Here is a 21432-nt window from a genome sequence, read left to right on the forward strand (position 1 = left end):
GGGAACACCGCCGAACACGGGAGGCGTGATGATTGAGGCTGCCGACGACCTGGTGCTGGTGATCAATTCCGGCTCGTCGTCGATCAAATACCAACTCCTGGACCCGGAGTCGGGCGCGGTGACCGCGTCCGGCATGGTCGACCGGATCGGCGAGCGCAACGCCGGAATCGAGCATCAGGCCGACGGCGCGACCACCGAGCGGCGCGGCCCCGTCGCCGATCACACCGCGGGCCTGCGGCTGATCTTCGACATGTTCGCCGAGACCGGACACGATCTGGCGGATGCCGGGGTCCGCGCGGTCGGGCATCGGGTGGTGCACGGCGGTGAGGTGTTCTATCGGCCGACGCTGATCGATGACGACGTCGTCGCGGCCATTACCGAACTGTCTTCGCTTGCCCCACTGCATAATCCGGCGAATGTGGCGGGGATCGAGAGCGCGCGCGCACTGCTGCCGGACGTGCCGCAGGTGGCGGTGTTCGACACCGCGTTCTTCCACGGGCTGCCCGACGCCGCCAAGACCTATGCTATAGACGCGAAAGTCGCTGCCGCGCATGGTATTCGGAAGTACGGCTTCCACGGCACCTCGCACGAGTACGTGTCCGGCCAGGTGGCCGAGTTCCTCGGTCGCGATCCGGCCGGCCTGAATCAGATCGTCTTCCACCTGGGTAACGGCGCCTCGGCCTCGGCGATCCGCGGCGGCCGCCCGACCGACACCACCATGGGCCTGACCCCCTTGGAGGGCTTGGTGATGGGCACCCGGTCCGGTGACATCGATCCGGGCATCATCGCGCACCTCGTGCGTTCGGCCGATCTCGACATCGATCAGATCGACACCCTGCTCAACCGCGACTCCGGCATCAAGGGCCTGTCCGGCGTCAACGACTTCCGCGAACTCCAGGGCCTGATCGAAAAGGGCGACGCCGCGGCGAAACTCGCCTACGACGTCTACATTCACCGCCTGCGCCGCTACCTCGGCGCCTACCTGATCGACCTCGGCGGAGTCGACGCCATCACCTTCACCGCGGGCGTCGGGGAGAACAGCCCGCAGGTTCGCGCCGACGCCCTGGCCGAGCTGGCCGAGTTCGGCATCGAGGTCGATCCCGCCGCCAACACCGCGAAATCCCGTGCCGCCCGCCGCATTTCGCCGCCGGACGCGCGGGTGGCGGTGCTGGTCGTGCCGACCAACGAAGAACTGGCCATCGCCAGGGCGGCGCACCGCGTCGCCGCGGCCGGCTGATCCCCGAGATGCGGCAAAGCCCGGTCGGGAGGGAAGGCCGACCGGGCCGGATCTGCCGCTGTGGCAGGCACATCGGGACGGTCCCGCGCACCGCGCGGTCCCCGGAGGGCAGTCCGGCGACCTATCCCGGGAGTGGCGAGGGCATCGCGGTCCCGGTGACATGCGGTGGTCCGGTGCGGGTCTCGATGTGACTGCGCGAACCTGATCCGACAGAGATTCTGCCGAACCCATCGTGAGTATTTCGTGAGTGGTCTACACCCAGGTCTTGGCGCGGATCGAATTGGCCAGGTCGACCAGGGCGTAGCGGTGGTTGCGGCCAGGGGCACTGCGGGCGAGGGCGCGCAGGCCCGCCTCGGTCCCCTCGCGCAGGCAGCGTTCGGTGAAGGGCGCGCCGAACAGCGTTGCGTCGGAACGCTTCGGCGTATTGCCCGCCTGCAACCAGGCCAGCGCGGCGCCGAGCACGAGGACCCGCATCTGGACCGCCCGCCCCTCGCCGGTCGGCAGGCTCGACACCCGGGACGCGGCGACATGCAGGGTGGATTCCTCGAGTTCGGCCACCGGGGCGGCGGTGAGCAACAGCAGCACCGCGGTCATCCTGGCGGTGGTGAAATGCCTCGACGCGGCCGGTACTTCGTCGAGCGCGTGCACCGCGTCGGCCACTCGATCGACCGCGGCCAGTTGTCGCGCGAGCCCGAAGGCCGCGCTCACCACCGCGCGATCGGTGCGCCAGACGGTGTCGTAGAATTTCTCCGCGTAGGCTCGCCACTGCTCCGGATCGGGCGAATCCCACTGTTGCAGTACGAGTTCCGCGGTCGCGGCCAGCGCGAGCTTGGGCCCGATCTCGCCGGGCAGCACCCGCAGCACGTCGTCGAAGCTGGCGAACGCCTGCTCGTACTCCACATCGAGCAGCAGGGCGAGGCCGCGATACCAGCTGACCCGCCAATCGTTTTCGGGTAATCGGGTGAGCAGATGCAGCACCGAGGACGACTCGCCGAGATCGAGCCGGACCCGCGCCTCGGCCAGCCGGAGCTCCAGGTCCAGGGTCTCCGGCGCGTTCTCCGGATCGGTCTCGGCGCGTTCCTTGGCCGCCTGTAACGCCGCCAGCGACTCGGCTGGTTCGGCGTGCACCGTGGTGGCCAGCAGCGGCGCCGACGGGTCCGCCGAGTCGAGCAGCGGAATGGGCAGTGCCGCAACCACATCCCTGGCCTCCAGCTGCTTGCTGCGGGCCCGTCCGTCGGCGTACGCGTCGGTCTGGCGGATCAGTTCCTCGGTGCCGAAGCTGGCCCGCGGCGGGCTGAACACCGTCGACAACTGCGGATGCTCGGTGCCGGTCTCCAGCGCGAGGATCTCCCGCAGCACCCCGGACAGCTGCGCGGACATGGCTCGGGCGGAAGGGAACCGGCGATCCGGGTCCGGATCGGTCGCGCACAGCAGCAGCCGATGGAAGAACTCGTAACGCGCCAGCACGGGGTGGTCCGCGGGGTCCGGGATGCCGTCCAGATAGCGGCCCTGCTCCATCGGCATCTCGAGCGTGAGCACGGCCAGCGTGCGCCCGACGGTATAGATGTCCGACGCGACGGTAGGTCCGGTCTTCGCGATCTCAGGGGCCTGGAATCCTCTGGTGCCGTACAGATTTCCGTACGACTCGATGGTCGCGACCGCGCCGAGATCGATCAGCTTCACCTGATCCTCGGTCACCATGATGTTGTCCGGCTTGAGGTCGTTGTAGGTCAGTCCGATCGAATGCAGATACTCCAGCGCGGGCAGGATCTCCAGCAGGTAGGCGATCGCCTCGGCGACCGGCATCCGGTACGGGCGGGGATAGGAGTTGAGGATCTCGCGCAGCGACCGCCCGCCCACGTACTCCATGACGATGTAGCCGATCGGCGCACCGTCCTGATCGGTGTGCTCGACGAAGTTGTGGATCTTGACGATGCTGGCGTGCGCGACCTCGGCGAGGAACTGGCGCTCGGCGACGGCGACCGCCTGGGCCTCGGCGTCGCCGGTGTGCAGCAGGCCCTTGAGCACCACCCAGCGATCGCTGACATTGCGGTCGATCGCCAGATAGATCCAGCCGAGCCCGCCGTGCGCGATGCACCCCTGCACCTCGTACTGGCCGGACACCACGTCGCCCTCGTGCAGCGACGGCCGGAAATCGTAAGGGGCGCCGCAGGTATCGCAGGTGCCGGTGGACATCGCGGGCCGGATGGCGGTGGCTCGGCCGACCGGATTGCCGCATCGCCAGCAGAACCGTTTGCCTTCGGAGACAACGGGATCGACCAGCACGGCGGCCCGCGGGTCGGCCGGTTCGACCGTCGGGATCGGCACCAGCCCGCCGCCGAGCTTGCGCATCGTGGGCCGGGAGCGGGCCGTGCGCACGCTCCGGCCCGAGGTCCGCATCGTCGCCGCGGAGTCCGGTTCGGAGTCGGTTCGCCAAGCGCCGATGATGGTTTCGGCCGACGCCGCCTGACTGGGCGTCGGCCGGCTACCCAGCGCCAGCTCGGTGTGTACCGGCTCTTCGGACTCGTCGTCCGCCTTACTCGAGGCGGGCCGGCGGCCTTGTGTCAGTTCGGTGCGTGCCGGTTCTCCGGTCTCGTCGTCCGCCTTGCCGGGGGCGGGTCGGCGGCCTCGGGTCAGCTCGGTGTGTGCCGGTTCGACGGTCCCGTCGCCCGGCCTGCGTGAGGCGCGTTGGCGGCCCGGGGTCAGTTCGGTGCGTGCCGGTTCGACGGACTCGTCGTTCGCCTCGCTCGGCGCAGGCCGTCGACCCCGGGATAATTCGGTAGGAACCGGCTCGTCCCCGGCCGCGGGCGCGGCGGCGGCTTCGTCCGCGTCGGGGGTGGCGTCGTCCGCTGTGTTCATCGGCCGTCAATCCACGTAACTCGGGGCGGGCGGACCGGGGGACGGGCCGAGCACGGTCAGCCACTGGCGATAGATGCGATCCCAGGTGCCGTCGTTGCGAATCCGCTCCAGCGTGCTGTTCACGAAGCGCACCAGATCGTCGTCGCCCTTGGGGATGCCGATGCCGTACGGCTCGACGCTGATGCTGTCGCCGACCACCTGCGTGTACGGGTCCTGCGCGGCCAGCCCGGCCAGGATGGAGTCGTCGGTGCTCGCGGCGTCGACCTGGCGCTGCTGCAACACCACCAGGCAGTCGGCCCAGGTCGGCACGGTCAGGATGGTGGCGGCGGGCTGGTCGTGGCGCATGTGGTCCAGCGAGGTGGTGCCGCGCACGATGCACACCCGCTTGCCCGCGAGATCGGCGATGCCGTTGATCCCGGAGTTCTTCATCGCGAGCACCCGCTGGTTGGAGCGCAGGTAGACGGTGGAGAACGTAACCTTCTGGCGCCGTTCACAATTGATCGTCATCGTCTTCACCACGATGTCCACCTCGCGGTTCTGCAGCGCGCGTTCCCGGTCGGCCGAGCCGAGGGTGCGATATTCGATCAGGTCCGGGCTGCCGAGCAGGTCGCGGGCGACCTCCCTGGCGATGTCCGGGTCGAAGCCGACGATGGCGCCGGAGGTCGGATCACGGAAGCTGAACAGGTTGCTGCCCGCGTCCAGCCCGACCACCAGCCGGCCGCGGGCCCGGATCGCGTCGATGGTCGGCCCGCCCGCGGTGCTCGGGCGCAGGCTCGCCGTCGGATCGCCGCACTGCGCGGGCGCGGCCGTCGGCGTCGGCGAATCCGTCAGCACCGGAATGACTTTCGCGGGCAGCGGCGGTTCGGTGTACTTGGCCGTGCTGCTCGGCAGCGACGTCGGCGCGCCGGTGCTACAGCCGCCGACCAGCGCGACGGTGGCGAGTGCGACGGCGACCAGGCAGTGCCGGGCCCTCATCGGTACTCCCGCAGTCGAGGCCACAGGCCAAGCCCGACGCAGGCCGCCGCGACGATGCCGAGCACCAGCGCGCCGGGACCCATGAAGGCGAGCACCTGCGCTGCCTGGGAGATTTTGTCGCGCAATGTGTTCCGTGTCTTGTCGATGCCCTGCTCCAGTGCCTTGTCCAGTGCGTCCACCTGCGCCGCGACATCGGCCGCACCCGGTCCGGTGGCCACCGCCGCCGCGCCGTTGAAGTCGCCGCGGGCCAGCGTGTCGTTCATGCGCTGGTGCGCGACCCGCCAACGGCCCAGTGCCGGAATGGCATTGCGCACGTCGTCGGCGGCGGGCGCGGAACTCGGGTAGCCGCCGAGCAGGTCGGCGAGGCGGGCGATGTTCGCGTCGTAGGTCCGGTCGAAGTCGCCGGTCGCGTCCCGGCTGACCAGCTTCAGCGTTTCCGCCGAACGGGCCTGCTGGGCCAGGATCCGGCTCTCGGTGAGCCGGGAGGCGGGCACCGCGCCGTCGTCGCGGCCGTGGATCATCGAGGTGGCCGACACCGCGCCCGCGATCACGGTCCAGGTCAACAGGATCAGCACCGCCGCCGACGCGAGCAGCAGCCCGGGATTGAGCACCCTGCGCCACCGTTTGGCCAGATCGATCTGGGCCCACACCAGCGCGACCAGCGCGAGGACCACCAGCACGATGGCGGTCCACGGCGGCCGGACGTGATTGCGCTGCGCCTCGGTCACCGCCGCCTGCCGCCGGTTCTGCAGTTCCTCGGCCATCGGCAACACGGTGGTCTGCATCTGGTTGGACGCCTCGCTCAAATAGGCGGCGCCGACCGGGTATCCGCTGCGATTGTTCGCCCGCGCCGTCTCCACCACCCCGGTGTACACCGGCAGGCTGGTGGCGATCCCGGTGCGCAACTGGGTATCGGTGTTGTCGATCCGGCTCGGCGCGGTGCCCGAGGCCCGGCCGGTCTCCGCGACCAGCTCCGCGGCGGCCTCGCCGATCGCCTGGCTGTAGCGATCGCGCACCGCCTGCGGCTCCAGGCCGCCGGAGATGAACGCGGTGCTCGCCGCGGCGTCCGCGATGGACAGCGAGGTGTAGAGGCGATGCGCGGAGTACGCGTCCGGCTCGGTGTCGTCGAGCAGCACGTTCAGCGTCTGCTGCCGGTCGCCGACGGTCGCGCCGGTCACCCAGCCCGCGGCCACGCAGACCGTGATGAGCAGCAGCCCGATCGCGATCAGCCGGCCGGGCGAGGAGGCGGCGAACAGGCGCAGCCGGGCCGGGTCGAACTGCTCGCGCACGAAGGCGGCTCGCAGCGCGCCTGGACTGTCCCGCGCGGCGAGCTCGGCGGTGGGCGAGGGCCGCAGCACCGCCGTCGCCTGCTCGATCCGAGCCATGTCCACCTCCCCAGTCTGGGCCGCATTCGCGGATTTCTCGACGGACCGACCGGATAAACGGTCACCCCGTGTCTGTCGTTGCGGAGTTTATTGTGGTCGTAGCGGTGCCGCGGCGTGTGAAATACCCCTGCTTGGCAGCGGGACGCGGCCCGGCGGCGGCAGATCGAGGATGGGTAGCAGATGCGTGGTGACGGTGACGGGTGGTCGCGCGACCCCGGTGGGTTGCGGCGTTGGGGCCGGTTCGGCGCCGCCGGATTGCTGCTGCGCGCCCCGCTGGCCGGCGGCGGCTCGGCCGTCCTGATGCAGCATCGCGCGCCCTGGAGTCATCAGGGTGGCACCTGGGCGCTGCCGGGCGGAGCCCGCGACAGCCACGAGACCCCGGTGCATGCCGCGGTGCGCGAGGCGTGGGAGGAGGCGGGGATCGATCCCGCCGACGTCCGGGTGCGCGGCGAGCGGGTGACCGCGTCCGCGCCGAGCGGCTGGACCTACACCACCGTGATCGCCGACGCCGTGCTGACCTTGCCGACCATCCGGAACCGGGAGAGCTCCGAGGTCGCGTGGATCCCGGAGGCCGAGGTCGACGCCAGGCTGCTGCATCCGGGTTTCGCGGCCGCCTGGCCCGCGTTGCGTGCCGCGCCCGCCCGGGTCTGTCTGGACGAACTCGCCGAAGACCGGGCCGTCGCCGCCGCACTGCCGCGAACCGTCGATCTGGCGGAGCAGGGCTTCTTCTGGCTGCATGCCGACCCCGATGGGCCCGGCGGCTACGCGCGCATCGTCGGCCAGGAGGCGAGCGCCCCGCCGGCCGAACCCGTTCCGGACAACGGCACGGCGGTGGTCTCGCTCACCCGCGGCCAGGTCCTGTCCTGACCGCGGAATCCGCCCGATCGGCTGCCCGGCCATCGGTTATCCGTTGGCGAGCAGCGCCGTCTTGAGTTGCCGCGCCGCGGCTTCGGGGTCCCGCGCCTCGGTGATCGCCCGCACCACGACGATGCGGTTGGCGCCGGCCGCGAGCACGTCGGGCAGGTTGTCCGCGTCGATCCCGCCGATCGCGAACCAGGCCCTGGTCGGGTGCGCGTCGGCGGTGGAGCGCACCAGCTCGAGGCCGGCCGCCTGCCGTCCCGGCTTGGTCGGGGTCGGGTAGACCGGACCGGTGCAGAAGTAATCGATGTGTTCGTCGATCGCGGCCAGCCCGGCCTGCGCGCGATTGTGCGTGGAGCGTCCGATCACCACGTCCTGGCCGAGGATGCGCCGGGCGTACCAGGGCGGCAGATCGCCCTGCCCGAGGTGCAGCACGTCGGCGCCCGCGGCCAGCGCGATATCCGCGCGGTCGTTCACCGCGACCAGCGCGCCGTGCCTGCGGGCGGCGGCCTTCAGCTCGGCCAGCGCGCCGAGCTCGGCGCGCGCCTCCAGCGGTCCGAACTTCGCCTCACCGGGCGAACCCTTGTCCCGGAGCTGGATGATGTCGACCCCGCCCGCGAACGCCGCTTCGGCGAACTTGGCCAGATCGCCCCTGTCCCGTCTGGCGTCGGTACAGAGATAGAGGCGAGCGGAGGCCAGGCGCTCCCGGGGCGATGCGGGTCGGGCAGGATGGGAGGGTTGCACGTCCTCGACCGTAGCCGCGCTACCGTGGGGAAGCGAACGGCGGCGCCACGCGAACGCCGCGCATCGGAGACAGAGGCAGGTGGAAGAGGATGCGGACGCTGGCCGTCGTTGGTGGCGGCGTCATCGGGCTCGGGGTGGCCTGGCAGGCCGCCGAGGCGGGCTGGTCGGTCACGCTGTTCGACCCGGCGGTCGGCTCCGGCGCCTCGTGGGTAGCCGGCGGCATGCTCGCTCCGCTGTCCGAGGGCTGGCCGGGCGAAGACCGGGTGCTCGCGTTCGGGGCGGCCGCGCTGGCCCGCTGGCCGGAATTCGCCGCGCGGGTCGAGACCGCGACCGGCCAATCGGTGTTCGTGGCCGACGCCACACTGACCGTCGCGCTGGATGCCGCCGACGCCGCGGACCTACGCACGGTCGCCGAGTGGGTGGGCGGCCGCGGTCACGAACTCCAGGTCCTCGATCGGGCGGGCGTCCGCGCGCTGGAACCGAATCTCGCGCGCACGGTCCGCGCCGGACTGCACGCGCCCGCCGAACCCGCGATCGATAATCGGCGCCTGGTCGCCGCGCTCCGCAAGGCCGCGACGGCCGCCGGGGTGCAGATCCGTGCCGAATCCGTAGACGCGCTGGACACTCTCGCCCACGATCAGATCATCCTGTCCGCCGGCGCGGCGTCCGCCCGGCTGTGGCCCGAGCTGCCGGTCCGGCCGATCAAGGGCGAGATCCTGCGCCTGCGCCACCGTCCCGGCGTCACCCCGGCGCCGCAGCGCGTGGTCCGGGCCAGGGTGCACGGCCGGGCCATGTACCTGGTGCCGCGCGCCGACGGAATCGTGGTCGGCGCAACCCAATACGAGGCAGGTTTCGACACCGCGGTGACCGTCGCGGGCGTCCGGGACCTGATCGCCGACGCCGAGGCCGTCTTCCCCGGCATCGGCGAATACGAGCTGGCCGAGGCGAGCGCCGGTTCGCGCCCCGGCACCCCGGACAACCTGCCGTTGCTCGGCAGGCTCAGCGACCGGGTCATCGCGGCGACCGGCAACGGCCGCAACGGCATGCTCACCCTGCCGCTCACCGTCGACGCGGTCCTCGCCCAACTCGCCGGAACACCGTTGCCCGAGGCGGAACCCGCCGACCCGCAACGCTTCACGACGGCCCACCGGCCGTCCCCTTCGTCATCCGCAGGAGGAGTTCGATGACTTCGACATCCGTCCCCATCGGCGTCAGCGTGAACGGCACAGATCACGAATTCGCCGAAACCCTCACCGTCCGAGAGCTGCTCGGCCGCCTGGAACTGCCGACGCAGGGCATCGCGCTCGCGGTGGACGGCGCGGTGTTCCCCAAGTCCCGCTGGGACGAGCCGGTCGGTCGCGGCTGGCAGATCGAGGTGCTGACGGCGGTCCAGGGTGGCTGAGGCACCGCTGCGGATCGCGGACCGCGAGTTCGGTTCTCGACTGATCATGGGCACCGGCGGCGCGGACAACCTGGCCGTGCTGGAGGAGGCGCTGGTCGCCTCGGGCACCGAGCTCACCACCGTGGCCATGCGCCGGGTGGACGCCGCGGGCGGCACCGGCGTGCTGGATCTGTTGAAGCGCTTGAACATCGCGCCGTTGCCCAACACGGCAGGCTGTCGCACCGCGGCCGAGGCGGTGCTCACCGCGCAGCTGGCCCGCGAGGCGCTCGACACCAACTGGGTCAAGCTCGAGGTGGTCGCCGACGAGCGCACCCTGCTGCCCGACCCGATCGAGTTGATCACCGCCGCAGAGCAACTCGTCGACGACGGCTTCGTCGTGCTGCCCTACACCACCGACGATCCGATCCTCGCGCGCAGGCTGGAGGACGCGGGCTGCGTCGCGGTGATGCCGCTCGGTTCGCCGATCGGCACCGGCCTCGGCATCGGCAACCCGCACAACATCGAGATGATCGTCGCCGAGGCCAAGGTCCCGGTGATCCTGGACGCGGGCATCGGCACCGCCAGCGACGCCGCCCTGGCCATGGAACTCGGCTGCTCGGCGGTCCTGCTGGCCACGGCGGTGACCAGGGCCAGGCAACCGGAGTTGATGGCGACCGCCATGGCCGCCGCGGTGCGCGCCGGCTATCTGGCGCGCCAGGCGGGGCGCATCCCGAAACGATTCTGGGCACAGGCTTCCTCACCCGCGCTCTGACCGGTTCGCCGGCCGAAACCGCCGCTCAGCACGTCTATCAGGGTGGCCGCGTCGGTAGTAGGGGTAGCCGTCATCCCTGAGGATGATCGAACACGACACTTTGTAGTGACGCGCGTCGCGGCATTTTCGGGCAGGCTGGTCCCCATGATCGAGCTGAGAGGGCTGACCAAGCACTACGGGCAGACCGTCGCCGTTCAGGATCTATCCTTCACCGTTCGACCCGGACAGGTGACGGGGTTCCTGGGCCCGAACGGAGCCGGTAAGTCGACGACGATGCGCATGATCCTGGGGTTGGACAAGCCGACCGCGGGCACCGCGCTCATCCAGGGCAAGCCATACCGCGAATTGGACCACCCGCTGCGCACCGTCGGCGCGCTGCTCGACGCCAAGTGGGTGCATCCGAACCGTTCGGCGCGCGCTCACCTCGAGTGGATGGCCGCCTCCAACGACATCGCCAAGTCCCGGGTGGAGGAGGTGCTGCGCCTGGTCGGCCTGTCCGAGGTGGCGGGCAAGACCGCGGGCGGCTTCTCGCTCGGCATGTCCCAGCGGCTCGGCCTGGCCGGTGCGCTGCTCGGCGACCCGCAGGTGCTGCTGTTCGACGAGCCGGTCAACGGCCTCGATCCGGAGGGCATCCTGTGGATCCGCCGGTTCATGCAGCGGCTGGCCGCAGAAGGCCGCACCGTGCTGGTCTCCAGCCACCTGCTCTCCGAGATGGCGCAGACCGCCGAGCACCTCGTGGTGATCGGCCGCGGCCAGCTCATCTCCGATACCACCACACAGGAATTCATCGAGCGCGCCTCCGAACAGTCGGTGCGCGTGCGCAGCCCGCAGCTCGACCAGTTGCGCAGCGTGCTCACCTCGAACGGCATGACCGTGCGGGAGGACGGCTCCGGCACCGACGGCCCCGCGCTCGTGGTGGCCGGCGTGCCCAGCGACGCGGTGGGCAAGCTGGCCGGCGCGAACGAGATCACGCTGTTCGAGCTTGCGCCGCAACGTGCTTCGCTGGAGGAGGCGTTCATGCGGATGACCGGGGGCGCGGTGCAGTACCACGGCGAAGGCGTCGATCAGGCGATGGGAGGTGCGCTCTGATGGGCGTGCTGGCAGCAGAACGAATCAAGCTCACCTCGACCAGGTCGCCCTGGTGGTGCTCGGCCATCGTGGTCGCGCTCGCCCTCGGGCTGGCCGCGCTGTTCGCGCTGGTCACCAAGTCCGCGGGGGACAACCCCGGGGAGGGGACGCCGACGCTGGACGTGAGCACCGCGACCGCCGGCGTCGTCGGTTTCGGCGTGATGGTCCTGATGATCATGGCCGCGTTGACCGTGACCAGCGAATACCGCTTCGGCGTGATCCGCACGACGTTCCAGGCGGTGCCCAATCGCACCAAGGTGCTGATCACCAAGACGCTGCTGGTCGGTGTCTTCAGCGCGGTGCTCACCACGATTCTCGCCTTCCTCGCCATCGGGGTGGCCAAGGCCATCGGCGGGTCCGCGCCCGCGGCGAACCTGACCCTGGACGGGCAGTGGCGGGCGGTCTACGGCATCCCGATCTACGCCTTCCTGATGATCGCCGTCGCGATCGGCGTCGGTGTGCTGGTCCGCCAGTCCGCGGCCGCGATCTCGCTGATCGTGTTGTGGTCCTTGCTGATCGAGCCGCTGCTCGGCGCGTTCGGCAGCTTCGGCCGCAACGTGGGACCGTTCCTGCCCTTCCAGAACGCGAGCCACTTCCTCGCCGTCTCGGAGTCCGGCGCCAACTGGCACTGGGGTCCGTGGGGCAGCCTGCTCTACTTCCTCGGCTTCACCGCGATCGTCTACGGCGCCGCGCTGATCATGATCAACCAGCGCGACGCGTAGCGACCCAAGTCGACCCGAGTCGCCTTCCCTCGCCACTCGGGTTCGGGGCGCCGACCTTGTCGGGAGGTCCGCGCGCCCCGTCACCGCCCCGCCACTGCCCGGCGGACGGTGTCACCCTCGGCCCGGTGCGATCCCCTTCGCGCCGGGCCGACGGGCGTTTTCGGGCGCACGGAGCGCGGGCATGCGAGGTCGCATTATTACCGGTCAATGGGCTATGTGAACATCCCGGAAACTGTGAAACAGGTCGCTTCATCCGGGCCGGATGCGCGAGTACAGTTCGACTCAGCAACCAGCTCGTTATCCATCGGCGGCCCCAATGTTGTGCCCGCTCCGTCCGTCGGGAGGTAGCAGGTGGCGATGATCAGTGATCCGCCGACGACAGGTCGGCTGAGATACCCTCTGGGCGTGAGCGAAACACCTTCCGGCGGTGCTGCGCCCGGGTCGGAGCCGGAAGACCGAAACGGCCTCCCGCCCGAGGTCGTGATCCCGCTGGTGCCCGCGGACGGGGACGGACCGATCCGTCGCCCCGGGGCAGGCCTGCGCAAGGGCCAGCTGTCCGCGTTGATGAACGCGGCGAACAACCGCACGGACTTCATCGGCGTGCTCCGCAAGGCGCGCGAGCAGCTGCCCGGTGATCCCTCGTTCGGCGACCCGCTCTCGGTCACCGGGCCGGGTGGTGCGCGCGCGGTGGCCCGCGCCGCGGACAAGCTCGTCGGCGACACCCCGAGCGCGGCCAGGGAGATCGGCTTCGGCGCACTCCAGGTCTGGCAGGCGATGCTGGAACGAGTCGGCCGCGGTAAAGGTAGCGCGGAAGTAACTGTGATGTTCACCGATCTGGTGGCCTTCTCCAGCTGGTCGCTGTCCGCGGGCGACGAGGCGACGCTGGAGTTGCTGCGCCGGGTGGCCAAGGCCATCGAGCCGCCGATCGCCGAGCGGGGCGGTCAGGTGGTCAAGCGGATGGGCGACGGCGTGATGGCCGTGTTCCCGTCGGCCGAGCGGGCCGTGCGCGCCGCGATCAACGCCAAGCGCAACCTGGCCGAGGTCAAGGTGCGCGACTACCGCCCGCAGATGCGGATCGGGCTGCACACCGGCTCGCCGCGGGAGATCGGCGGCGACTGGCTCGGCGTCGACGTCACCATCGCGGCCAGGGTGATGGAGGCGGGCGGCAACGGCAACACCATGCTGTCCGAGGCGACGTTGCGGTCGCTGAAGCCGGAGACCCTCGCCGAACTGGGGCACGCGGTGAAGCCCTACCGGCGCAGCTTCTTCGCCGCGCCGCTGAGCGGGGTCCCCGAGGACCTGCGCATCTTCAAGCTCTCCGAGCTGTGAGTCAGCCGAGTCCCCAGGCCGCGGCGCCGGCGATGGCGAGCGCGGCCAACACCGCCAGCAGGATCGCGAACTTGCGCGCGGTTTTCCAGGTCGAATAGACGCCGCCGAGCAGGAAGCCGGCCAGCGCGAGCAGGATGATCACAGTGACGTCGGTGGACACTGTGCTTATTCTGCAGCGCGTGCGGCGCTGCGTGTTCGCGGCCCCCGAGGTCGCCTCGGCAATTAACAAGCACGCGTGCTTGCTTTTTTCTGACCGGGGTGTGATGCTGGTCCTCGGAACGCGGACTTCACGGGTGCGGCACGCGGCTGTGCCCTGACGGTTCGCCGTTTACAGGAGGCATCCCCGCTGATGAGTGTGCTGGCCGCCGACCCGGACGTGCTCCGGATCGGCAACTGTTCCGGTTTCTACGGTGATCGAATGAGCGCCATGCGCGAGATGCTCGAGGGCGGGCAGCTCGACGTGCTCACCGGCGACTACCTCGCCGAGCTCACCATGCTGATCCTCGGCCGCGACCGAATGAAGGATCCGAGTCTCGGCTACGCCAAGACCTTCGTCAAACAGATCGAGGACTGCCTCGGCCTCGCGCTGGAACGCAACGTGCAGATCGTCACGAACGCGGGCGGTCTCAATCCGGCCGGGCTGGCCGAGCGGCTGCGCAAGGTGGCCGCCGACCTCGGCCTGGACGCGAAGATCGCGCACGTCGAAGGCGACGACTTGGTCGCGCGCGCAGGCGAACTCGGCCTCGGCGCACCGCTGACCGCGAACGCCTACCTCGGCGCGTGGGGCATCGTCGAATGCCTGAACGCGGGCGCGGACATCGTGGTCACCGGCCGGGTCACCGACGCCTCGGTGATCGTCGGCCCGGCGGCGGCCCACTTCGGTTGGGGCCGTACCGATTACGACGCGCTGGCGGGCGCGGTGGTGGCCGGGCACGTGATCGAATGCAGCACCCAGGCCACCGGCGGCAACTACGCGTTCTTCACCGAGCTGCCCGATCTGGGCCGGCCGGGCTTCCCGATCGCCGAAATCCGCAGGGACGGAAGCAGTGTCATCACCAAGCACGCGGGCACCGGCGGCGCGGTCACGGTGGACACCGTCGAAGCGCAGCTCATGTACGAGATCCAGGGCGCCAGGTACGCGGGCCCCGACGTCACCTCGCGGCTGGACTCCATAGCGCTCAGCGCGGACGGACCGGACCGGGTGCTGATCAGCGGCGTCGTCGGCGAGGCGCCACCGGCCGAGCTGAAGGTGTCGCTGAACACCCTCGGCGGCTTCCGCAACGAGATGGAGTTCATCCTCACCGGACTCGACATCGAGGCGAAAGCCGCACTGGCGCAACGACAGCTGGAGTCCTGGCTGCCGGTGAAACCGGCCGAGCTGGACTGGACGCTCGCGCGACTGGACCGGCCGGACGCCGACACCGAGGAGCAGGCCAGCGCGCTGCTGCGCTGCGTGGTGCGCGACCAGGACCCGAACAAGGTCGGCCGCGCGTTCTCCAGCGTGGCCGTCGAACTGGCCTTGGCCAGCTACCCCGGCTGCAGCTTTACCACCATGCCCGGCAACGGTTCGCCCTACGGCGTGTACTCGCCGGGGTTCGTCGAGGCCACCGCGGTGCCGCACGTCGCGGTGCTGCCGGACGGCTCCAGGGTCGACATCGCGCCCGCCGCGGACACGCTGGCGCTCGCCGAGGTCGCCGAACCCGAACTGCCGCAACCGTTGCCGGCCGGCGAAACCCGGCGCGCCCCGCTCGGCGTCATCGCCTTGGCCCGCAGCGGGGACAAGGGCGGCAACGCCAATATCGGGGTCTGGGTGCGCACCGACGAGCAATGGCGTTGGCTGGCAAACACCCTCACCGTCGAGCGGGTCAAGGAGCTGCTGCCCGAGGCGGCCGCGCTGACGGTCACCAGGCACGTGCTGCCCAACCTGCGGGCGGTGAACTTCATCATCGAAGGCCTACTCGGTCAGGGCGTCGCCTATCAGGCGCGCTTCGACCCGCAGGCCAAGGGGCTCGGCGAATGGCTGCGGTCCCGTCATCTCGACATCCCTTTGGAGCTGTTGCCATGACCGTGAGTCCCTGGAACTCCCCTGAACGACGCGAATTGCGGGCCACCGTAAGGGGTTTCGCAGAGCGGGAAGTTCTGCCCCATATGGACGAGTGGGAGCGCGCCGGGGAGATCCCGCGCGAGCTACACAAGCAGGCCGGCGCGCTCGGCCTGCTCGGCATCCAATTCCCCGAGGCCGTGGGCGGTTCCGGCGGTGATGGCATCGACGCGATGATCGTCTGCGAGGAACTGCACCAGGCCGGCGCCTCCGGCGGCCTGTTCGCGTCGCTGTTCACCTGCGGCATCGCGGTGCCGCACATGATCGCCGCGGGCAACCCCGACCACATCGAACGCTGGGTGCGACCGACCCTGGCCGGGGAGAAAATCGGCTCGCTCGCCATCACCGAGCCGGGCGGCGGCTCCGACGTCGGCCACCTCACCACCACCGCCCGCCGCGACGGCGACCACTACATCGTCAACGGCGCCAAGACCTACATCACCTCGGCCTGCCGGGCCGACTACGTGGTCACCGCGGTGCGCACGGGCGGCCCAGGCTCCGGCGGGATCTCGCTGCTCGTGGTGGAGAAGGGCACGCCCGGCTTCACGGTCAGCCGCAAGCTGGACAAGATGGGCTGGCGCGCCTCCGACACCGCCGAACTGTCCTACGTCGACGTGCGGGTACCCGCGGAAAACCTGGTCGGCCAGGAGAACTCGGGCTTCTTCCAGATCGCGGGCGCGTTCGTCAGCGAGCGCGTCGGCCTTGCCGTGCAGGCGTACTCGAGCGCGCAGCGCTGCCTCGACCTCACCCTCGACTGGGTGCGCGGCCGGGAGACCTTCGGTCGCCCGCTGATCAGCAGGCAGGCCGTGCAGAACACGGTCACCGAGATGGCCCGCCGCATCGATGTGGCCAGGGTCTACACCCGAGATGTGGCGCAGCGCAGCGCGAACGGCGAGACCGACCTGATCGCCGAGGTGTGCTTCGCCAAGAACACCGCCGTCGAGGCCGGCGAATGGGTGGCCAATCAGGCCGTGCAGCTGTTCGGCGGGCTCGGCTACATGCGCGAATCCGAGATCGAACGCCAGTACCGCGATATGCGCATCCTCGGCATCGGCGGAGGCACCACCGAGATCCTCACCGGCCTCGCCGCCAAACGATTGGGGTACCAGTCTTGACGACACTACGCAGCACCCTGGACACCGCCGCGCCGGAGTACACCGCGGCGGCCGAGGCCATGACGGCCAAGCTCGCCGAGGTCGAGGGCGAGTTCGCCAAGGCGATCGCCGGCGGCGGTCCGGACAAGCTGGCCCGGCATCGCAAGCGCGGCAAGCTGACCGCGCGCGAGCGGGTCGAGCTGCTGATCGACGAGGACTCCCCGTTTCTCGAGCTGTGCCCGCTGGCCGGCTGGGGCAGCGAATTCCACGTCGGCGCAAGCACTATCGCGGGCATCGGCGTGGTCGAGGGCGTCGAGTGCATGATCGTCGCGCCGGATCCGACCGTGCGCGGCGGCACCTCGAACCCGTGGACGTTGCGAAAGACGTTGCGCATCAACGACATCGTCCGGGAGAACCGGCTGCCGGTGATCTCCCTGGTCGAGTCCGGCGGCGCGGACCTGCCGACGCAGAAGGAAGTCTTCGTCCCCGGCGGCCGCATGTTCCGCGACCTCACCCAGGCCTCGGCCGCGGGCATCCCGACCATCGCGCTGGTCTTCGGCAACTCGACCGCGGGCGGCGCCTACATCCCGGGCATGTCCGATCACGTGGTGATGATCAAGGAACGCTCCAAGGTGTTCCTCGGCGGCCCGCCGCTGGTCAAGATGGCCACCGGCGAGGAGTCCGACGACGAATCGCTCGGCGGCGCGGACATGCACGCCCGCGTCTCCGGCCTGGCCGACTACTACGCGCTCGACGAGCAGGACGCGATCCGGATCGGCCGCTCCATCGTGCGCAGGCTCAACTGGCGCAAGCAGGGCCCCGCCCCGCGCGCCGAGGTGATCGAGCCGCTCTACGACCCCGAGGACCTGCTCGGCATCGTGCCGAACGACCTGAAGATCCCGTTCGACCCGCGCGAGGTGATCGCGCGCATCGTCGACGGCTCCGATTTCGACGAGTTCAAGCCGCTCTACGGCGGCAGCCTGGTCACCGGATGGGCTGAGCTGCACGGGTATCCGATCGGCATCCTGGCCAACGCGCGCGGCGTGCTGTTCTCCGAGGAGTCGCAGAAGGCCACCCAGTTCATCCAGCTGGCGAACAAGTCGAACACGCCATTGCTGTTCCTGCACAACACCACCGGCTACATGGTCGGCAAGGAGTACGAGCAGCGCGGCATCATCAAGCACGGCGCGATGATGATCAACGCGGTGTCCAACTCGAAGGTGCCGCACATCTCGGTGCTGATGGGCGCCTCGTACGGCGCCGGGCACTACGGCATGTGCGGGCGCGCCTTCGACCCGCGCTTCGTCTACGCCTGGCCCAGTGCGAAATCCGCCGTCATGGGCGGCGCGCAGCTGGCCGGCGTCATCTCGATCGTCGGGCGCGCGGCGGCCGAGGCCAAGGGCATGCCGTTCGATGCGGAGGCCGACGCCGGGATGCGCGCCATGATCGAGGCGCAGATCGAGGCCGAGTCGCTGGCCATGTTCATGTCCGGGCGCCTGTTCGACGACGGCGTCATCGATCCGCGCGATACCCGCACCGTGTTGGGAATGTCCTTGTCGGCCATTCACAATGCCCCGATCAAGGGCGCCGATGGCTTCGGCGTCTTCCGAATGTGAGGCAAGTCATGACAGCATCGCGTGGCGATTCGGTGCGGGGCGGTGGCCGACTGGCGGGCGGGCCGATAACCACTGTCCTGGTAGCTAATCGCGGTGAGATCGCGCGCCGGGTGTTCGCCACCTGCCGACGGATGGGGATCGGCACCGTCGCGGTCTACTCCGACGCGGACGCGTCCGCTCCGCACGTCGCGGAAGCCGATGCGGCAGTGCTGCTTCCGGGCAATACGCCCGCGCAGACCTACCTGCGCGGCGAACTGATCATCGAGGCCGCGCTGGCCGCCGGCGCGGACGCGATCCACCCCGGCTACGGATTCCTCTCCGAGAACGCCGATTTCGCGAGGGCGGTGCTGGCCGCCGGTTTGGTGTGGATCGGCCCGCCGGTCGAGGCCATCGAGCAGATGGGCTCCAAGGTCGCCTCGAAGAAGATGATGGACGCGGCCGGCGTCCCCGTGCTCGCCGAGCTCGATCCGGCCGAGGTCACCGAGGCACACCTGCCGGTACTGATCAAGGCGTCCGCGGGCGGCGGTGGTCGCGGCATGCGGGTGGTGCGCGAGCTGGCCGAGCTCGACGAGCAGATCGAGGCCGCGCGCCGGGAGGCCGCGTCCGCGTTCGGCGATCCGACGGTCTTCTGCGAGCGGTACCTGGAAACCGGTCGCCACATCGAGGTTCAGGTGATGGCCGATACGCACGGCACCATCTGGGCGGTCGGCGAGCGCGAATGCTCCATCCAGCGCAGGCATCAGAAGGTGCTGGAGGAGGCCCCCTCGCCGCTGGTCGAGCGCACCGAGGGCATGCGCGAGCGCCTGTTCGAGGCGGCCCGGCTCGCCGCGGGCGCGATCGGTTACACCGGCGCGGGCACGGTGGAATTCCTCGCCGACGAGCGCGGCGAGTTCTTCTTCCTGGAGATGAATACCCGGCTCCAGGTGGAACATCCGGTCACCGAGTGCACCACCGGCCTGGACCTGGTTCGCCTGCAACTCGAGGTGGCCGCGGCGGCGAAGCTGCCCGCCGAATCCCCGGGGCGGTACGGGCATTCGATCGAGGTCCGGCTCTACGCCGAGGACCCGGCGCACGACTGGCAGCCGCAGAGCGGCACCGTCCATCGCCTCGACATCCCCTCGGTGGTCACCGAATTCGATCTGCTCGACCGTCCGGGCGTGCGCCTGGACACCGGCGTGCTGGACGGCTCGGTGGTCGGCGTGCACTACGACCCGATGCTGGCCAAGGTCATCTCCTACGCCGAAACCCGCGGTGAGGCAGCTCGATTGCTCGCCAACGCACTGCACCGGGCGCGGATCCACGGCCTGGTGACCAACCGCGACCTGCTGGTCCGGGTGCTGCGGCACCCGGCGTTCCTGGCCGGTGACACCGACACCGCGTTCTTCGCCACTCACGGATTGGACACGCTGGCCGCGCCTTTGGTGTCCGAGGCCGATGAGGCGTTGTCCATCGTGGCCGCGGCACTGGCCGACGCGGCCGCCAATCGCGGCGCCGCCCGCGTCGGCGGCGGCCTGCCGAGCGGATGGCGCAACCTGCCGTCCCAGTCGACGCACAAGCTGTTCGAGAGCCGCACCAGCGGGATCCACGACGTCGGCTACCGTTTCACCCGCGGCGTCGTCTCGGTGGACGGCCACGACGGACTCGAACTCATCGAAGCGACGCCCGACCGGGTGGTGCTCGCCGTCCCCGGCGAACGCGGCTCGGTCCGTAGGCATTTCGCCGTCGCCAGGTACGCCGATCTGGTGTGCGTCGACTCGCCGCTCGGCCCGGTCAGCGTGCGCAAACTGCCGCGGTTCAGCGATCCGGCCGACCAGGTGGCCACCGGTTCGCTGCTCGCGCCCATGCCCGGCAGCGTGATCCGGCTCGGCGCCGAGGTCGGCAGCCGGGTCGAGCAGGGCCAGCCGATTCTGTGGTTGGAGGCGATGAAGATGGAGCACACCATCGCCGCGCCCGCAGCCGGTGTGCTCAGCGCCGTCAATGTCACCGTCGGCCAGCAGGTCGAAGTCGGTGCCGTCCTCGCCGTAGTCGACCCTGCCGAAGGCACGGAAACCCAGGAGAACAAATGAGTTTCGTCGAAACTGAAGAGCAGATCGCGCTCCGGTCCGCGGTCGCCGCGCTGGCCGCGAAGTACAACTACCGCGATTACGTGCTGCCGAAGGCGCGGGCCAACGAGCCGCTCACCGAACTGTGGGACGAGGCAGGCAAGCTCGGCTTCCTCGGGGTGAACCTGCCGGAGGAATACGGCGGCGGCGGGGCCGGCCTGTACGAGCTGGCGCTGGTCATGGAGGAGCTTTCCGCGCAGGGCGCGGGCCTGCTGCTCATGGTCGTCTCCCCGGCCATCTGCGGCACCATCATCACCAAGTACGGCACCGACGAGCAGAAGCAGCAGTGGCTGCCCAAGCTCGGCGACGGCTCGGCCAAGATGGTCTTCGGCATCACCGAGCCGGACGCGGGCTCCAACTCCCACCAGATCACCACCACCGCGCGCCGCGACGGCGACGACTGGATCCTCAACGGCCGCAAGATCTACATCTCCGGCGTGGACCAGGCCGAGGCGGTGCTCATCGTCTCGCGCACCGAGGACCACAAGACCGGCAAGCTCAAGCCCGCCTTGTTCATCGTGCCGACCGATGCCGAGGGCTTCCACAAGACGCCCCAGGAAATGGACATCATCGAGCCGGACCACCAGTTCACGCTGTTCCTCGACGACGTGCGCCTGCCGTCGAACGCCCTGGTCGGCAAGGAGGACGCGGCGCTGATGCAGCTGTTCGCCGGCCTCAACCCGGAGCGGGTGATGGGCGCCGCGATGGCCATCGGTCTCGGCCGCTACGCCATCGATCGCGCGGTCGAATACGCCAAGGAACGCACCGTGTGGAAGACGCCGATCGGTGCGCACCAAGGCATTTCGCATCCGCTGGCCCAGGTGAAGATCGAGCTGGAGCTGGCCAAGCTGATGATGCGCAAGGCCGCGACGCTCTACGACACGGGCGACGAGATGGGCGCCGCCGAGGCCGCCAACATGGCGAAGTACGCCGCCGCGGAGGCGAGCATCAAGGCGCTCGACCAGGCCATCCAGACGCACGGCGGCGCGGGCCTGACCAGGGAGTACGGCCTGGCCGCGATGCTGGCCGCCGCGCGCATCGGCCGCATCGCGCCGGTCAGCCGCGAGATGGTGCTGAACTTCGTCGCCCAGTACTCGCTCGGCCTGCCGAAGTCCTACTGAGAGGCTGT

Annotated in this window: 18 protein-coding genes; 13 read left to right on the forward strand and 5 right to left on the reverse strand. The window is 70.1% G+C overall.

Going from position 1 to position 21432, the window contains the following annotated elements; translation table 11 throughout:
* The first annotated feature begins 28 nt into the window (after positions 1-28).
* The gene (locus ACFQ9K_RS19090; protein ID WP_378721493.1) at positions 29-1237 is read left to right on the forward strand and encodes an acetate kinase; all 1209 of its coding nucleotides are present in this window, start codon (positions 29-31) and stop codon (positions 1235-1237) included.
* 252 nt (positions 1238-1489) lie between these two features.
* Here ACFQ9K_RS19090 and ACFQ9K_RS19095 read toward each other — a convergent pair whose 3' ends face one another.
* Genes ACFQ9K_RS19095 through ACFQ9K_RS19105 form a run of 3 tightly spaced genes read right to left on the reverse strand, consistent with a single transcriptional unit; the run spans position 1490 to position 6456 of the window.
* A complete protein-coding gene (locus tag ACFQ9K_RS19095; protein WP_378721492.1) occupies positions 1490-4096 on the reverse strand; it encodes a serine/threonine-protein kinase PknG in 2607 nt (868 codons plus the stop codon).
* A gap of 6 nt (positions 4097-4102) precedes the next feature.
* Positions 4103-5071: a glutamate ABC transporter substrate-binding protein gene (locus tag ACFQ9K_RS19100; protein ID WP_378721491.1), complete on the reverse strand. Its 969-nt coding sequence runs from the start codon at positions 5069-5071 to the stop codon at positions 4103-4105.
* Complete coding sequence (locus ACFQ9K_RS19105; RefSeq protein WP_378721490.1) at positions 5068-6456, reverse strand: hypothetical protein; 1389 nt, start codon at positions 6454-6456, stop codon at positions 5068-5070. The genes ACFQ9K_RS19100 and ACFQ9K_RS19105 overlap by 4 nt, the downstream gene beginning before the upstream one ends.
* Before the next feature lie 180 nt (positions 6457-6636).
* Here ACFQ9K_RS19105 and ACFQ9K_RS19110 point away from each other — a divergent pair, with 180 nt between their 5' ends.
* Positions 6637-7323 (forward strand): NUDIX domain-containing protein, encoded by a 687-nt coding sequence (locus ACFQ9K_RS19110; protein ID WP_378721489.1) that lies wholly within the window; start codon positions 6637-6639, stop codon positions 7321-7323.
* A 36-nt stretch (positions 7324-7359) separates the two neighbouring features.
* Here ACFQ9K_RS19110 and thiE read toward each other — a convergent pair whose 3' ends face one another.
* On the reverse strand, positions 7360-8058 hold the full coding sequence (gene thiE, locus ACFQ9K_RS19115; protein WP_378721487.1) for a thiamine phosphate synthase: 699 nt from the start codon (positions 8056-8058) through the stop codon (positions 7360-7362).
* Positions 8059-8147: 89 nt separating this feature from the next.
* Here thiE and thiO point away from each other — a divergent pair, with 89 nt between their 5' ends.
* The 6 genes from thiO (at position 8148) to ACFQ9K_RS19145 (ending at position 13390) form a co-directional block, all read left to right on the forward strand.
* Complete coding sequence (gene thiO / locus ACFQ9K_RS19120) at positions 8148-9245, forward strand: glycine oxidase ThiO (RefSeq protein ID WP_378721486.1); 1098 nt, start codon at positions 8148-8150, stop codon at positions 9243-9245.
* On the forward strand, positions 9242-9460 hold the full coding sequence (gene thiS, locus ACFQ9K_RS19125) for a sulfur carrier protein ThiS (RefSeq protein ID WP_150400045.1): 219 nt from the start codon (positions 9242-9244) through the stop codon (positions 9458-9460). The genes thiO and thiS overlap by 4 nt, the downstream gene beginning before the upstream one ends.
* The gene (locus tag ACFQ9K_RS19130) at positions 9453-10211 is read left to right on the forward strand and encodes a thiazole synthase (protein WP_378721484.1); all 759 of its coding nucleotides are present in this window, start codon (positions 9453-9455) and stop codon (positions 10209-10211) included. Before thiS ends, ACFQ9K_RS19130 begins: the two co-directional genes overlap by 8 nt.
* A 144-nt stretch (positions 10212-10355) precedes the next feature.
* The gene (locus ACFQ9K_RS19135) at positions 10356-11300 is read left to right on the forward strand and encodes an ABC transporter ATP-binding protein (RefSeq protein WP_378721483.1); all 945 of its coding nucleotides are present in this window, start codon (positions 10356-10358) and stop codon (positions 11298-11300) included.
* Positions 11300-12061 carry an ABC transporter permease gene (locus ACFQ9K_RS19140; RefSeq protein ID WP_378721482.1) on the forward strand — a complete coding sequence of 254 codons (762 nt, stop codon included), beginning with the start codon at positions 11300-11302 and terminating at the stop codon, positions 12059-12061. The genes ACFQ9K_RS19135 and ACFQ9K_RS19140 overlap by 1 nt, the downstream gene beginning before the upstream one ends.
* Positions 12062-12466: 405 nt before the next feature.
* The gene (locus ACFQ9K_RS19145) at positions 12467-13390 is read left to right on the forward strand and encodes an adenylate/guanylate cyclase domain-containing protein (RefSeq protein WP_378721481.1); all 924 of its coding nucleotides are present in this window, start codon (positions 12467-12469) and stop codon (positions 13388-13390) included.
* 1 nt (position 13391) lies between these two features.
* Here the strand turns inward: ACFQ9K_RS19145 and ACFQ9K_RS19150 are convergent, their stop codons facing one another.
* A complete protein-coding gene (locus tag ACFQ9K_RS19150; RefSeq protein ID WP_378721479.1) occupies positions 13392-13550 on the reverse strand; it encodes a hypothetical protein in 159 nt (52 codons plus the stop codon).
* Positions 13551-13739: 189 nt separating this feature from the next.
* On the opposite strand from ACFQ9K_RS19150, the gene ACFQ9K_RS19155 reads away from it, so the two are divergent.
* From ACFQ9K_RS19155 to ACFQ9K_RS19175, 5 genes are read left to right on the forward strand one after another with little or no spacing between them, the layout of a single operon-like run.
* Positions 13740-15455 carry an acyclic terpene utilization AtuA family protein gene (locus ACFQ9K_RS19155; RefSeq protein WP_378721478.1) on the forward strand — a complete coding sequence of 572 codons (1716 nt, stop codon included), beginning with the start codon at positions 13740-13742 and terminating at the stop codon, positions 15453-15455.
* A gap of 2 nt (positions 15456-15457) precedes the next feature.
* On the forward strand, positions 15458-16606 hold the full coding sequence (locus ACFQ9K_RS19160) for an acyl-CoA dehydrogenase family protein (RefSeq protein WP_378721501.1): 1149 nt from the start codon (positions 15458-15460) through the stop codon (positions 16604-16606).
* Complete coding sequence (locus ACFQ9K_RS19165; protein WP_378721477.1) at positions 16603-18201, forward strand: acyl-CoA carboxylase subunit beta; 1599 nt, start codon at positions 16603-16605, stop codon at positions 18199-18201. Before ACFQ9K_RS19160 ends, ACFQ9K_RS19165 begins: the two co-directional genes overlap by 4 nt.
* Before the next feature lie 8 nt (positions 18202-18209).
* Positions 18210-20267, forward strand: a complete 2058-nt coding sequence (locus tag ACFQ9K_RS19170; protein WP_378721476.1) for an acetyl/propionyl/methylcrotonyl-CoA carboxylase subunit alpha — start codon at positions 18210-18212, stop codon at positions 20265-20267.
* Positions 20264-21424 carry an acyl-CoA dehydrogenase family protein gene (locus tag ACFQ9K_RS19175; RefSeq protein WP_378721475.1) on the forward strand — a complete coding sequence of 387 codons (1161 nt, stop codon included), beginning with the start codon at positions 20264-20266 and terminating at the stop codon, positions 21422-21424. Before ACFQ9K_RS19170 ends, ACFQ9K_RS19175 begins: the two co-directional genes overlap by 4 nt.
* Positions 21425-21432: the final 8 nt, after the last annotated feature.

This window comes from Nocardia sp. NPDC056564 (assembly GCF_042793755.1).
GTDB lineage: Bacteria > Actinomycetota > Actinomycetes > Mycobacteriales > Mycobacteriaceae > Nocardia.